We start from the raw sequence: 13877 nt of genomic DNA, 5'->3' as shown, positions 1-13877 counted from the left end.
GCTTATCCGGCCTATTTGAACTTGCTCACCAGCTCAGACATGGCGCTCACATCGTTAAGTAGCGACTCGTTGAGCTGGCTAAGGCGATCCGAAACCTCATGGGTATTTCGGTAAATGTCACTGATCTTCATCGCGTTTTGATTCACCTCCTCGGAGACCGCCGATTGTTCGTGGGTCGCCGCGGCGATCTGCTCATTCATGCTATCGATAACGCTCACCTCGTTGACGATACGGATAAGCTCCTCACCGGCACGCTTCGACTCAACCACGCTGATCTCCGCCTTACTACGGCCACTCTCCATGGCCTTAACGGCAACCTTAGCGCCACGCTCCAGCCTTTCTGTCATGCTACGAATGTCTTCGGTCGAGGTCTGCGCCCGCTGCGCCAGGCTACGCACCTCATCGGCGACCACTGCAAAACCACGTCCCATCTCACCGGCGCGAGCCGCCTCGATCGCCGCGTTAAGGGCCAAGAGGTTAGTCTGCTCCGCGATGCCACTGATCACCCCGAGTACATCGACTATACCCTTGATATCTTCATCCAGGTTATTAATGGCCTGCGCCGCATCGGCGATCTCTTGGGCTAGCTCGTTGATGGAGTCCGCGGTACGCTCCACCTCCTTACTGCCCTCTTTGGCTTCCTTATTGGCCTGCCCCGAGGCTTCCGACGCCTGCACCGCATTTTGCGCTATCTCCTGCACCGTGGCGCTCATCTCAGTCATCGCCGAGGCAACCTGATCCACTTCGCTATGACCCAGTGCAACGTCCTCGCGCATGGTGCGAGCACAGCCTTCCATCTCCTGAGACGCGGTAAGCAGCCCCTGAGTATTGGTCCTCACCATGCCGATCACCTTCTCAAAATCGGCCATCATATGATTGAAGGCGGTTCCTAGCTGACCTATCTCATCCTGACTCGAGAGATCGACCCGCACACTCAGATCGTAGTGTTTCTGCGACTCGGTGACCTTGTGGTAGAGATGCCTTAGGGAACCATGCAGATAACGACCAATAAACACAGACAAGAAGATCACCACCAGTCCAGAGATCACCATGAGTGCGATCACGCTCACCATGAGCGACTTGGCGCTTGCAAGGGCGCTGCGAGTATCGCTCAGCAGATGATGAGACAGTTGGCGCTCAAACTGACGCAGGGCATCGATTCGAGCGGTCGACTCAGCAAACCAATCGGTCGAGCTTTGTGCCTTGAGGACGCTCGCATCCTGTCCCATGGCCTTCTCCCGTAGCGCGGTTACTGCCATAAAGGCAGGTGATGAGGCAACCTGCTGAAAATCGGCTTTCACCCCATCTGTGGCCAGGGAGAGAAAACGCTCCTGGTAGGTGTTCTGTTCGGACACTAGATTAACAAACTTAAGGAACATGCCGGGCTTAAAGGCGCTGTTGCCAAAGGTAGAGCTGAGTACCGCACGCTCGATACCGGCGCGCTCCTTCATCTGTAGGTAGGCGGCGAAACTAGCGGATTCGACAGCGATCTGTCGACTCGCCCCCTGTTGACTGGTTTGATCGACGATCGCCAACAGCAAGCCATTGAGCTTAGTATAAAAAGTAACCTCTTCCGGCACACTGATGCTCAAGCTATCGACGCGGCGACGAATATCACCAAGTTGATTCATCATCTGACTGACCTGGTTCATCTGCTGGGCAAACGCCTCGGGTAACTCGTGGCTGGCGGTAAAGGTTCTGAAATTGTTGAGTTGCTCATCGCTTAATTGGCGCTGCTTAGGTAGCTTATCGCCAAAGTTCTTACCCTTAGAGCCGATGAAACCGGCGCTCATGCCGCGCTCTTTTTGCAGCTCATGGACAAAGTCGCTATTAACCACCGCCAACTCAGACAGGGTCTCTACCTGGCTGAGGCCCTGGTGCAGCTGATATTGGCCATAGACCACGAACAGGCCAAAGAAGGTTGCCCCTAAAATAGGCGGCACAATCACCAGCAAAAGTTTGTTTCTAATATTGAGATCACTGATCCATTGCATATTCATTTTGCGTTATCCCTAACCATCGCGGGTTGATAGAGTGGTGTTAGGTACATCACTGGCAGGGCCTTGATCACCTATCCTATCCAATACGTATTAACACTAGCATAAAAATCTGGCGTTAAATTAAAAGTCGCCTAAAAACATGCACTAAAGGCACCAATAAAATGACACTTTTGATTTTTTAACACGCCTTAAACAAGCTCACAATGCCCATAAAGTCTAGTATAGCCGGACATACATAGGCCGATAGGCAACAAAAAAGCGCCCTAGAGGCGCTTTTTACTACTATCGAAAAGGGATTAGCTCATAAAAGGGCTAAAAAACTATGCGTTGCCTTTAACCTTCATATTCAATGTCTTAGCAAAGTCCAGCATGCGATCCAGCGGCAGTAAGGCGCGCTCTCTGAGTGATTCGTCGACAAAGATCTCATGTTGCTCCGAACCATCGTTAAGCAGAGCCGCCTCAATCGCCTTAAGACCATTCATCGCCATCCAAGGACAGTGGGCACAGCTACGACAGGTCGCGCCGTTACCGCCCGTAGGGGCTTCGATCAGGGTCTTGTTAGGCGCCGCCTGCTGCATCTTGTAGAAAATGCCTTTGTCGGTTGCCACGATAAAGGTGTCGTTATCTAGCGTCTGCGCCGCCTTGATCAGCTGACTGGTGGAACCGACGGCATCGGCCATCTCCACCACACTCGCTGGCGATTCGGGATGCACCAGCACAGCCGCGTTGGGATATTGCTCTTTCAGCTGACGCAGCGCCTTGGCCTTAAACTCATCGTGTACAATACACTCGCCTTGCCACATCAGCATGTCCGCACCTGTCTGCTTGGCGATATAGCTTCCCAGGTGACGGTCGGGTCCCCAGATGATCTTCTTACCCTGGCTGTCGAGATGCTCGACGATCTCAAGGGCTATACTCGAGGTCACCACCCAGTCGGCGCGCGCCTTAACGGCGGCCGAGGTGTTGGCATATACCACGACGGTATGATCCGGGTGAGCGTCACAGAAGGCGCTAAAGGTGTCGATAGGACAGCCTACATCGAGGGAACAGGTAGCATCCAAGGTAGGCATGAGTACAGTTTTTTCAGGGCTTAAGATCTTTGAGGTCTCGCCCATAAATTTTACCCCGGCCACGATCAGCGTCTTGGCAGGATGGTCACGACCGAAGCGAGCCATCTCTAGAGAATCTGAAACACAGCCGCCCGTCTCCTCGGCCAGCGCCTGGATCTCAGGGTCGGTATAGTAGTGGGCCACCAAGACAGCCTCCTTCTCCTTCAATAGCTGCTTGATGCGCGCCTTATAGGCCTGCTTGTCGCTATCGCTTAATGGAACGGGCTTTGCTGGAAACGGATACTGAATATTTTCGATGCTTGGTGCTACTTGACTCATGCTCAAACCAAAGAGTGGGACTAATTAGCGGCATTATACTTAATCTGACGCCAAAGATTAACTATGGATAAAAAAAAGAGCGCCAAACGACGCTCTTATTAGTGCAATGGCATGCGATTTTAGTGCATCGCCAGCAACATCTCTTGTGGCGACTCGAGATACTGCTTCCACAGGTTACAGAAGCGCGCTATGGTGCCGCCGTCTATCACGCGGTGATCGCCAGACCAGCTGATCTGCATGATCTTACGGGCCTCGACTTCACCCTTATCGTTAAAGCGTGGCAGGGTCTGCAACTTACCCAGGGCGACGATGGCCACCTCAGGCTTGTTGATGATAGGCGTTGCCACAGTACCGCCCAGGGCACCGATGTTAGAGATGGAGATGCTGCCACCCTTAAGGTCTGCCGGGCTAACACGACCACTGCGGGCATCCTTGGTCAGGCGGGTAATTTCGGCCGCGACCTCAAGAATTGATTTTTGCTGCACATCCTTCACATTTGGCACCAATAGCCCCACCTTAGAGTCTACTGCCATGCCTATGTTATGTGACGCCAGGAAGGTCTGCTCGCTACAATCATCATTCACGCGGCTGTTGATGCCGGGGAACTGAGTCAGCGCAAGCGACATCGCCTTCATGAAGAAAGGCATCATGGTCAGCTTGATATCGTCGCTCGAGTAGCGCGCCTTCATCTGCTCACGCAGAGCAACCAGTTCGGTCAGGTCCAGCTCTTCGCAGTAGGTGAAGTGCGGGATAGTCGAGACAGACTCTGTCATCATCTTGGCCATCACCGCCTTGACGCCGCGGATTGGCTCGACGCGATCACCAGCAGCAACCGCAACAGGCGCAGCACTTGGCTCGCTTGTTACCTGCGCTTTTGCCGCCTTAGCCTTCACGGCTTCGCCACTACGGAAACGCTCGACATCTTCCTTATAGACACGACCATGCTTGCCAGAGCCAGGTACCTGGCTGAGATCGATGTCATAGCTACGCGCCAGGCGACGCACGGCTGGGCTTGCCAGCGCCTTACCGTTACCGGCAGGAGCATGCAGCTCAACATCTTGGCTCTCACTAGCAGCAGTTACCGTATCGGCAACCGGCGCGGCAACGCCGCCCTCTTCGCTCTCCACCTCGATAGCGAAAAGCGGGGTGTGAACCTGTGCCAGCTGACCCTTACGGTAATGGAGTTTTACTACCTTACCGCTCTTAATCGCCGGGATCTGCACCAGGGCCTTGTCGGTCATCACATCGGCGATAGGCTGATCTTCGACCACCATGTCGCCTTCGGCCACCAACCACTCCACCAATTCACACTCGACTATCCCTTCACCGATATCCGGTAGCAGGAACTCTTCAACGCGCTTGCCTGCAACGGTCTGCTGTGAATCTGTTTGAACATTTGGTGCATCGGCCGTCGGTTCGGCGACCACCTCATCTTCTACCACACCATCGATCTCCACCGAATAGAGAGGTTCGTGTACGATAGCGATATCACCTTTCTTGTAGTGAAGTTTTTTGATAACACCGCCGTGCACTGCAGGGATCTGCACTAAGGCTTTGTCAGTCATCACGTCGGCAATAGGCTGATCTTCGGTGACGGTATCACCCTCGGCAACCAACCACTCGACCAACTCACACTCGACTACGCCCTCACCGATATCGGGCAAAATAAAATCTTTAATCATGCCTGGGGCTCCTAGTATTTCATCGATGCTTTGATCGCTTCAAAGGTCTTGAGCGCATCAGGCATATATTCTTTTTCATGGATCAGCGGATACGGGGTATCAAGGCCACACACACGGCTAATCGGCGATTCCAGATAGAGGAAACACTCTTGCTGAATGGTCGCGGCGATCTCGCCGGCAAAACCACCGGTTAGCGGCGCCTCATGGTTGATCACCAGGCGTCCGGTCTTCTTCACCGAGGCCGCTACCGTGTCGACATCCCATGGTGCCAGGGTGCGAAGGTCGATCACCTCGCAAGAGATCCCCTTCTTGGCCGCCATCTTAGCCGCCTCTTCGACGATCTCCATCTGCGCGCCCCAGGCCAGCACGGTAATATCTGTGCCTTCCTGAACCACTTCTGCCTTGCCTAGCTCAATCTCATAGGCTTCGTCCGGCACCTCGCCCACGCTTGCGCGGTAGAGACGCTTAGGCTCGAAGAAGACGACAGGGTTCTTGTCGCGAATCGATGCAAGCAAGAGGCCCTTAGCCTGATAGGCGTTACGAGGCACGACCACCTTAAGACCCGGCGTCTGGGTGAAATAAGCCTCTGGCGATTGCGAGTGGTAGTGCCCCCCGGCGATGCCGCCGCCATAGGGAGTACGGTAAGTGATACCGCCCACATCGAACTCGTTACCGCTGCGGTATCTGAACTTGGCCGATTCGTTTACGATCTGATCGAACGCCGGGAAGATATAGTCGGCAAACTGGATCTCGGCGATGGCCGTCATGCCATTGGACGCTAGGCCGTTGGCAAAACCTGCGATACCCTGCTCGGTCAGCGGCGTGTTGAAACAGCGATCGCGGCCGAACTTATCCTGCAGACCCGAGGTAGCACGAAATACGCCGCCGAAATGGCCAACGTCTTCGCCGAAGATCACCGCCTTGTCGTCGGTTTCCATCGCAAGGGTCAAGGCATCGTTGATGGCTTGTAACATATTTATCTTGGCCACGATTTATTCTCTCCCTGCGCTGCGTGGATAGGAATCAGGATATTTCTTGATGTGCTGCTTAAGCTCGGTCAGTTGCTGCTTGAGTCTCGGCGTCGGTTCGTCGAACACATCTTCGATGATCTCGTCGACATTAGGTGTAGGTAACTTCTCGGCAACCTTCACCGCAGCTAGTACCTCTTCGCGGTACTTCTCATAAAGAGCTGCATCATCGCTTTCGGCGAGCCAACCCTTATTGATCAGCCACAGCTTGAAGCGCTTAACCGGATCATGCTGCTGCCACTTGGCCTCTTCGTCCTTAGAACGGTAACCCGATGGGTCATCCGATGATGAGTGAGCACCAAGGCGATAAGTCATGGCTTCGATCAGCACTGGCTTGTTATGTTCCAGCGCATAGGCTCTGGCCTGCTGAGTCGCGGCCATCACCGCCAGCATATCGTTACCGTCCACGCGTATGGTGTGCATGCCATAGCCCACACCACGACTGGCGATACCGTTGCCGGCAAACTGCTCGTTGGTCGGGGTTGAGATGGCGTAGCCATTGTTACGACAGAAGAAGATAACTGGAGAATTCAGTACTGCCGCCATGTTGAGACCTGCGTGGAAATCCCCCTCAGAGGCGGCGCCTTCACCGAAGTAGCAGACGGCTACGTTACGTTTGCCCTGCATCTTCAGGCTATAACCGACACCCGTCGCCTGAGGGATCTGCGTCGCCAGTGGCGAAGAGATAGTCTGATAGTTGAGCGCCTCGCAGCCGTAGTGGATCGGCATCTGGCGGCCCTTACCCAGATCTTTCTCATTGCTGAACATCTGGTTCATAAACTGCTCAGTGGTGAAGCCACGATAGCGGATAGCCGCATGTTCGCGGTACTGAGCTAATATCACATCGTCTTGGTCCAGGGCGGCCACACTGCCGATGACGGCGGCTTCTTCGCCGGTACAGGTCATGTAGAAGCTGATCCGGCCCTGACGCTGAGCGGCTAACATGCGCTCGTCGAGTACTCGTGTGAATACACAAGTATCATAAATTTTGGCAGCCAAATCCTGATCTATCACGGGTAACACAGCATTTTCAAAGGTGGTACCGTCGGCTTGAAGGATCTTCAGGATCGGGATCGATAATGAATCCTTGTCGAGAAAACTGACGCGATGGACAGTCTCTGTATTGCTCGTTGCGTTGCTCATACTATTCTCTTATCAGCTGAGTATTTTTGTTATCTGACTGCGAACAGCCTAAGTTGTTCACTATTCTCTTTTATGACGCGGCGTTAAAGTTACGTTAACGTAAACTACCTAGCAAGCTATCACAGGGCACTGCCGACAACTAGCAGCCCTGCCCCATGTATCGCTAGCTTTACAAGCCACACACTACACCACGCGATAATCTTTAGCGGGCACTAAACACAGCACAGTGCGCTGGCCAACCGGTACATTGGCGTTAGGAAATACGATAGACTCAGATTCGGCTTCCACCTTAATCTCTTTCCCACCGTCCTTAGCCAATATATAACCTCTTGGAAACGCCGTAAAATTCTCGACATCGTCGGCAAACGTAAAGCTGAAATCGTCAGCCTGCTTATTGATTGAGCGATTAACCTGATACAGATTTACCTGACTCGCATCAAACTCACCAAGCTCGAGATCCCGTCCAGACACTAGGCGGGTCAACATCTCTTTGACTTCGATGAAGCGGGTCATATCGTTCTGCCCCATGGGCATCACCTTGCCAAGCTCAATGGTAAAGGCGTGAGCCTGATAGCCATGGGCGGAGAAATAACTAAAGGTGGTCGTTGGCTCGTGATGAAACAGCACTGTCTTGATGCCGCAAGCGGCCAGGAACATGATCTGCTCACCGCTGTACGGCGCGCCGTGTGGATAAGGATAGATGGCAAACTTCTCATGCTTGGAGGCGCGAATCGCCGTGTGCAGGTCGTAGTGATAACGACTGCCTCCTTCTGGTGCGGCGTTAAAGAAACTATCGACATACTGCTCTAGCTTCTCTGCCCTTTCCCGCTCGGCGTTACTCTCACCTTTGGCATGTGCGCCACTAAACAGGCGATTGAGGTTCTCCTCGACGAAACGCGTCCCATTAAGAATTGCAGGTGGATTACCGATCAAAAACAGCACACGGTGGCGGGCGACAAGCGTCTCAGACAGCAGCGCGGTGATCAGCTGGTTACACAGCTCGATAGGCGCCGTCTCGTTACCATGAACCGCCGAGGAGAGCACTATGCTCTTTAACGCTTTGTCCTCACCCTCTTGCTTAGCGAGCGGTTCGAATTGGATAACACCGGTATCCCACACTGACACCTGGGTGTGTTGCCCCAGGGTAAAATCGAATGGCGCCGGCAGGCTTACGGGATTGTCTAGGGTCAATTGCAAAAAGTCTTTCGACAACATCAGGGTGTCTTGCACAGCAAACTCCTTTACTGCATCGCCATTTCACTCCCACACACAGCTCGTGGAAAGAAGGCGACTCCTTGGATTTATTAGCATTATTATCAGTTGGGCAGCATAGTAACATTTAAGCGACGGGACGACCACGCGGGCCAGTCGATCGACGCATATTTTCCCTATTGCATTCGTTAACCGAATAATACAGAATAAGGACATCTAGCCATCTAAACGGTTAGACGGTTAAAAATAGATATGGGTAAATTTAGAAGAGGTCGTACATGGCACTAGCAACATTTGGCGCAGGCTGTTTCTGGGGGGTTGAGTATTTTTTCAAGCAGATAGACGGCGTCATCTCTGCCACCTGCGGCTATATGGGCGGCAATGATAAGGCGACCAGTTATAAAGAGGTTAAGACAGGCACAACAGGGCACGCCGAGGTGGTTCAGGTGGAGTTTGATGAGACCAGGGTGAGTTTTGACGATCTACTGGATGTGTTCTGGCGCAACCACAACCCCACCATGCTCAACATGCAAGGCGGCGATATAGGAAGCCAGTATCGCAGTGCCATCTTCTTCCACGACAAAGTGCAGAAGGCGACGGCGGAAGCCTCTAAGTTAGCCCTCTCCCGTAGCGGTAAGTGGGGACTAAGACCCATAGTGACCGAGATAGTCCCAGTGCTCACCTTTCACAAGGCCGAAGAGTATCACCAAAACTATTTAGAAAAGAACAATCTACCTAGCTGTCACCTCAGCTACTAGGCCTTAGTTTTTCCACGCGGCCCGATGCAAGTTAGTACCACAAAAAAGCCAGTGAATCACTGGCTTTTTTGTGGTACTAAATTTTACAGCGCTATTGGCTAGGCTAACACGGATTAGGGCAACAGCTGCTAAGTCAAGAGCCGCTCTATCATCTGCTGGGCCTGGTCGAGCACCTGCTCTAGATGCTCCTGACTAACAAAGCTCTCACCATAGAGCTTAAACAGCGCCTCTGTGCCCGATGGACGCGCGGCGAACCAGGCGTTGGCTGTAACCACCTTGAGGCCACCGATGGCCGCACCATTGCCTGGTGCATGGGTGAGTACCTCGAGGATCGCATCCCCGGCCATGGCTTCACAGCCAAGGTCACTGACATTCAGCGGCGCGCTTACCAGCTGGTTAAACTTAGCCTTACGCTTGGGGTTAACCGGCGAGTCGATACGCTTGTAGAAGCTCTCGCCGTGACGCTCGACCATCTCGGCATAAAGCTTGGCAGGCGTCTTACCCGTTACCGCCAGGATCTCCGCCGCCAGCAACGCCAAGATGAAACCATCCTTATCGGTACACCAACTGCCACCATCTCGGCGCAGGAAGGCGGCGCCGGCACTCTCTTCGCCGCCGAAGGCGAAGCTGGCATCGGCCAAGCCGTCGACGAACCATTTAAAGCCCACAGGCACCTCGCAGAGGCTGCGCGACTGCTCAATGCACACCTTGTCTATCATGGCGCTGGAGACCAGTGTCTTACCTATCTTGAGGTCGGCCGACCACTGTGGGCGATGAGATAATAGATATTCGATGGCTACCGCAAGATAGTGATTAGGATTCATCAGGCCACAGCCCGGACAGACGATACCGTGTCTGTCGTAATCGGGATCGTTGCCAACGCAGATATCGAAGCCATCCTGATGGGCCAACAAACCCGCCATGGCATAGGGCGATGAGCAATCCATGCGGATCTTGCCATCCTTATCCAGGGGCATAAAACCAAAGGCGGGATCGATGCGATCGTTCACCAGGGTGATATCCAGCCCATAGCGCTCGGCAATCTTGGCCCAATAGTGGATACCTGAACCGCCGAGAGGATCGACACCGATACGAATGCCAGCCTGCTTGATAGCCTGCATGTCGATAACCTGCTCAAGATCCTCGACATAGTCCGCCATCAGGTCGCGCTCTTGAATAAGGGTAGTTGTGACCGCCACAGAATAGGTTAGGCGCTTCACCCCTTCGAGTTGCCTAGCCAAATACTCGTTAGCGCGCTGCTCAACCCAGGCTGTAATACTGCCTTCGGCCGGGCCACCATGGGGCGGATTGTACTTAATGCCGCCATCTTGAGGCGGATTATGGGAAGGCGTGATGATAAGACCATCGGTCAGCGGCGCCCCCTGCTCCCTGTTAGCCTTGATGATGGCATGGGACACCACAGGAGTCGGGGTATATTCATCGTCCTTGGCGACGATCACCTGAATGCCGTTGGCGGTTAACACCTCAAGCGCCGTAACATAAGCCGCCTGAGACAGTGCATGGGTATCTATGCCGACGATCATCGGCCCCTCGATGCCCGCCTCGATACGATGATCGACTACTGCCTGGACGATTGCCAGGATATGTTTTTCGTTGAAACTCTTATTGAAGGCACAGCCTCTGTGACCCGAGGTGCCGAATGTAACCTTCTGCGCGTCAATGGTCACATCCGGTGAGAGCCGATAGTAGTGGCTCATCAGTTTAGGAATATTAACCAAGTCCCTTTGTTGTGCCGGTTTGCCGGCTCGCTCGTGTAGCGCCAAAATGTACTCCTAAGTGTCGGGTAGATTGAGCCTCAGTATCTCACTTAAATATGACCGATAATGGATTCAATCTGTTTTTCTTGCACGCCGAACTGACCCAGCACTTCGCTTAGGATGGTGCGCTTTTTCGCCGTGTTGTTATTCGTGGTAACCCAGAAGCCGCTGTTGCCTATCTCTTTCGGGTTGGCCGACTTACTGGCCTTGAGTAGCGATTCTTTCGAGGTAGCGAAATAGAGACGATCGCGCCCCTGGATCTGCAGCACTTGGTCGAACTGAGTTGGCGTGGCCTTATAGATAGCTTCTAAGGTAAACAGGAAACGGCCGACGGCGCCCTTTTGCTGGGCTAGCGCGGCCTTATCGATCAGCGTCTCAGGATCGATCGCAGCCACATGTTGGGTTTGCGCCACCTCTTTATCCAGGCCTGGCTGGCTGATCTGCTTAGGCTGCTCCATGGCAACCGTCTCTACGTCTAGGCCGAGTAATCGTCGCAGGATCTCTGAAGCACTCTCTCCTATGCGCTCTGTCTTGCTGGCAATATGGCGATATAGCTCTTCATCAATCTCAATATATTTCATGACTAGAATCTTCCTTAGACGGTAAAGGTAATTAGGTTATTGTTATCGCGAATGCGATCCGCAGCAACTGATGCCAGATCCGTTCAAGTGTATGCTATCTTTCCCACCGGAATAAAGAGCGATCGCATTAAAAATCCACAACTTGGTTACAAGATCAATAAATTACCCCTCAAGTGCGCAAAAACCCGCCAGAGAAAGGCGCGATCGCGCTTAATGCTGTCTTTTACAGCAATTTACAGGCACAATTTAGCCAATTATTTCCATGCTTAACTTTCCAAGACCAGCCTCCATGACCAGCTTGAATTACACCCAATCGGGAGAAGGTAGCCCGGTTATCCTTATCCACGGCCTGTTTGGCAACCTGGATAACCTTAAGAGCCTAGGTAACTCACTCGATAAGCACCAAGTGATCCGCCTCGATGTACCTAACCACGGCCTCAGCCCTCACTGGCCCAACATGGATTATCCCATGCTGGCCGAGGCCGTCATCGGCCTGATGGACGAACTCGAGCTAGAATCGGCGCACCTGGTCGGCCACTCCATGGGCGGTAAGATTGCCATGGCCACGGCGCTGCTCTATGGCGATCGGGTAAAGAGCCTGGTGGCAGCGGATATCGCCCCCGTTGCCTATCAACCCAGACATCAAAAGGTATTTGCCGGCCTGAGCAACCTGGACCTTAGCGCGCTGGCTAACCGCGCCGATGCACAAAAGCAGCTGCTTAGCGCCGGTATAGATGAAGGTACGGCGCTGTTTCTGCTGAAAAACCTCACTAAGGACGAGCAAGGCTTTGCCTGGAAGATGAACCTTACCGGGCTAAAGTCCAGCTATGATCACCTTATCGGCTGGCCGCTGGCAGATAAACAATACAAAGGCCCTAGCCTGTGCATTCGCGGCGCAGATTCAGACTATGTCACCGCGGCGCACCGCCAAGGGTTTTTGTCCCAGTTTCCTAAGATCCAGGCCAAATCGTTGGCCGGTACAGGTCATTGGTTACACGCACAAAAACCGGCTATTTTCAATCGCATCGTCGCCGAGTTTATCGCGCAAAATGACTGAATCTTGTCAGTAAAGCGTGTAGCAGATATCACTTAACTATGGTATATTCGCGCCTCTTTTTTTAGCCTGAGGGAACGCAGCATGTTATCTCAGTACATGGAACAGATAGAGGCTGTTGGCTTAAACCTGTTTTTTGCGGCGATATTTTTCTTTATTGGTATGGCAATACATGACGTGCTCAAGCAGGGAAATGTCCCTAAATTTGGCCGCTATATTGTTTGGTTAGTATTATTTCTCGGCTGCGCCGGGTTTATAGCTAAGGGCTTGATCCAACTCTCCTGGGAGAGCTCTGGTATAGGTTAGACGAACATTCGATGGCAAAAGAATCTTCAGACAGAACAACGATAGACCTGTTTGCTACGGAGAAACGCCGAGGACGTCCTCGCAGTAATCCCCTTCCCCGAGAGCAACAACTAAAGGTCAACAAGCGAAATCAGATCCAACGCGACAGAGCCGCAGGATTAAAACGAATAGAGTTAAAGGTGTCACAAGATTTATACGACGCCTTGAATGAAAAGGCTTTGGCCAGTAACATCAGCCGCAGCCAATTAATCGAATCGATACTGCTTAAGCAGGTCAGAAGCTGAGCTTAAGTGGTGTTGAAACAAACGTCAGTGAACTAGATAAAGGAAAGACAATGGCAACTGTAGGTCTTTTTTTCGGCAGTGATACAGGTAATACCGAAGCCGTCGCCAAGATGATCCAGAAGAAGCTGGGCAAGAAGATGGTCGACGTTAAGGATATCGCTAAGAGTACCAAAGAACAGATTGCAGAATATGATCTGCTGCTATTCGGTATCCCTACCTGGTATTACGGTGAAGCCCAATGCGATTGGGACGATTTCTTCCCTGAATTAGAACAGATCGATTTCGACGGTAAGCTGGTCGCTATCTTTGGTTGTGGCGATCAGGAAGATTACGCCGAGTATTTCCTCGATGCCATGGGCATGGTTAACGAGATCGTCGAAGCGCGCGGCGCAGTGGTTATCGGTCACTGGCCAACCGACGGCTATGACTTCGAGGCCTCTAAGGGCATGGCCGACGATAAGCACTTCGTGGGTCTGGGTATCGACGAAGACCGTCAACCAGAACTGACCGAAGAACGTGTCGATGCCTGGGTTAAGCAGATCTACGAAGAGATGTGCCTGGCAGAGCTGGAAGATTAATCTTTCGGTTCCATCAAAAAGAAGCGGCAATAGCCGCTTTTTTTAGCGCTAATATATAAGCCCTGATGTATGAATGCTCTCTCGC

General features: G+C 52.7%; 13 protein-coding genes. 5 read left to right on the top strand and 8 right to left on the bottom strand.

What is annotated here, in order from left to right; all coding sequences use genetic code 11:
- Nucleotides 1-11 precede the first annotated feature (11 nt).
- From GNT65_RS01260 to astE, 6 genes are all read right to left on the bottom strand, one after another.
- On the bottom strand, nucleotides 12-2000 hold the full coding sequence (locus tag GNT65_RS01260) for a methyl-accepting chemotaxis protein (RefSeq protein WP_160793319.1): 1989 nt from the start codon (nucleotides 1998-2000) through the stop codon (nucleotides 12-14).
- Nucleotides 2001-2320: 320 nt separating this feature from the next.
- On the bottom strand, nucleotides 2321-3388 hold the full coding sequence (nadA, locus tag GNT65_RS01255; protein ID WP_160793318.1) for a quinolinate synthase NadA: 1068 nt from the start codon (nucleotides 3386-3388) through the stop codon (nucleotides 2321-2323).
- Nucleotides 3389-3507: 119 nt separating this feature from the next.
- A complete protein-coding gene (locus GNT65_RS01250; RefSeq protein ID WP_160793317.1) occupies nucleotides 3508-5070 on the bottom strand; it encodes a dihydrolipoyllysine-residue acetyltransferase in 1563 nt (520 codons plus the stop codon).
- 11 nt (nucleotides 5071-5081) lie between these two features.
- Nucleotides 5082-6059, bottom strand: a complete 978-nt coding sequence (locus GNT65_RS01245) for a transketolase C-terminal domain-containing protein (protein WP_160793316.1) — start codon at nucleotides 6057-6059, stop codon at nucleotides 5082-5084.
- A 3-nt stretch (nucleotides 6060-6062) separates the two neighbouring features.
- A complete protein-coding gene (locus tag GNT65_RS01240) occupies nucleotides 6063-7241 on the bottom strand; it encodes a thiamine pyrophosphate-dependent dehydrogenase E1 component subunit alpha (RefSeq protein ID WP_160793315.1) in 1179 nt (392 codons plus the stop codon).
- A gap of 183 nt (nucleotides 7242-7424) precedes the next feature.
- Nucleotides 7425-8456, bottom strand: a complete 1032-nt coding sequence (gene astE / locus GNT65_RS01235; protein WP_181006121.1) for a succinylglutamate desuccinylase — start codon at nucleotides 8454-8456, stop codon at nucleotides 7425-7427.
- Between the two features lie 275 nt (nucleotides 8457-8731).
- Between astE and msrA the strand changes: the two genes are divergently transcribed.
- Nucleotides 8732-9211, top strand: coding sequence for a peptide-methionine (S)-S-oxide reductase MsrA (gene msrA / locus GNT65_RS01230; protein WP_160793313.1), 480 nt, complete (start codon nucleotides 8732-8734; stop codon nucleotides 9209-9211).
- A gap of 128 nt (nucleotides 9212-9339) precedes the next feature.
- Here the strand turns inward: msrA and pgm are convergent, their stop codons facing one another.
- Both pgm and seqA read right to left on the bottom strand, forming a co-directional pair.
- Nucleotides 9340-10995 carry a phosphoglucomutase (alpha-D-glucose-1,6-bisphosphate-dependent) gene (gene pgm, locus GNT65_RS01225; RefSeq protein ID WP_160793312.1) on the bottom strand — a complete coding sequence of 552 codons (1656 nt, stop codon included), beginning with the start codon at nucleotides 10993-10995 and terminating at the stop codon, nucleotides 9340-9342.
- A gap of 44 nt (nucleotides 10996-11039) precedes the next feature.
- Nucleotides 11040-11570: a replication initiation negative regulator SeqA gene (gene seqA / locus GNT65_RS01220; protein WP_160793311.1), complete on the bottom strand. Its 531-nt coding sequence runs from the start codon at nucleotides 11568-11570 to the stop codon at nucleotides 11040-11042.
- A gap of 298 nt (nucleotides 11571-11868) precedes the next feature.
- Here seqA and GNT65_RS01215 point away from each other — a divergent pair, with 298 nt between their 5' ends.
- From GNT65_RS01215 to fldA, 4 genes are all read left to right on the top strand, one after another.
- Nucleotides 11869-12627, top strand: coding sequence for an alpha/beta fold hydrolase (locus tag GNT65_RS01215; RefSeq protein ID WP_160793632.1), 759 nt, complete (start codon nucleotides 11869-11871; stop codon nucleotides 12625-12627).
- 81 nt (nucleotides 12628-12708) lie between these two features.
- The gene (locus GNT65_RS01210; protein WP_011865717.1) at nucleotides 12709-12930 is read left to right on the top strand and encodes a DUF2788 domain-containing protein; all 222 of its coding nucleotides are present in this window, start codon (nucleotides 12709-12711) and stop codon (nucleotides 12928-12930) included.
- 11 nt (nucleotides 12931-12941) lie between these two features.
- The gene (gene ybfE / locus GNT65_RS01205; protein WP_011865716.1) at nucleotides 12942-13214 is read left to right on the top strand and encodes a LexA regulated protein; all 273 of its coding nucleotides are present in this window, start codon (nucleotides 12942-12944) and stop codon (nucleotides 13212-13214) included.
- Between the two features lie 50 nt (nucleotides 13215-13264).
- On the top strand, nucleotides 13265-13792 hold the full coding sequence (gene fldA / locus GNT65_RS01200) for a flavodoxin FldA (protein WP_011865715.1): 528 nt from the start codon (nucleotides 13265-13267) through the stop codon (nucleotides 13790-13792).
- Nucleotides 13793-13877 lie beyond the last annotated feature (85 nt).

Origin of the sequence: Shewanella insulae, assembly GCF_009831655.1 — a bacterium.
GTDB lineage: Bacteria > Pseudomonadota > Gammaproteobacteria > Enterobacterales > Shewanellaceae > Shewanella > Shewanella insulae.
Note: the sequence above shows the minus strand (reverse complement) of the source record. Positions and strands in the feature narration are given on the sequence as shown.

What these genes read in the sequence shown, in the direction of transcription:
- GNT65_RS01260 (WP_160793319.1), bottom strand. Translation starts at nt 2,000, where the DNA reads ATGAATATGCAATGGATCAGTGATCTCAATATTAGAAACAAACTTTTG.
- nadA (WP_160793318.1), bottom strand. Translation starts at nt 3,388, where the DNA reads ATGAGTCAAGTAGCACCAAGCATCGAAAATATTCAGTATCCGTTTCCA.
- GNT65_RS01250 (WP_160793317.1), bottom strand. Translation starts at nt 5,070, where the DNA reads ATGATTAAAGATTTTATTTTGCCCGATATCGGTGAGGGCGTAGTCGAG.
- GNT65_RS01240 (WP_160793315.1), bottom strand. Translation starts at nt 7,241, where the DNA reads ATGAGCAACGCAACGAGCAATACAGAGACTGTCCATCGCGTCAGTTTT.
- astE (WP_181006121.1), bottom strand. Translation starts at nt 8,456, where the DNA reads ATGTTGTCGAAAGACTTTTTGCAATTGACCCTAGACAATCCCGTAAGC.
- msrA (WP_160793313.1), top strand. Translation starts at nt 8,732, where the DNA reads ATGGCACTAGCAACATTTGGCGCAGGCTGTTTCTGGGGGGTTGAGTAT.
- seqA (WP_160793311.1), bottom strand. Translation starts at nt 11,570, where the DNA reads ATGAAATATATTGAGATTGATGAAGAGCTATATCGCCATATTGCCAGC.
- GNT65_RS01210 (WP_011865717.1), top strand. Translation starts at nt 12,709, where the DNA reads ATGTTATCTCAGTACATGGAACAGATAGAGGCTGTTGGCTTAAACCTG.
- ybfE (WP_011865716.1), top strand. Translation starts at nt 12,942, where the DNA reads ATGGCAAAAGAATCTTCAGACAGAACAACGATAGACCTGTTTGCTACG.
- fldA (WP_011865715.1), top strand. Translation starts at nt 13,265, where the DNA reads ATGGCAACTGTAGGTCTTTTTTTCGGCAGTGATACAGGTAATACCGAA.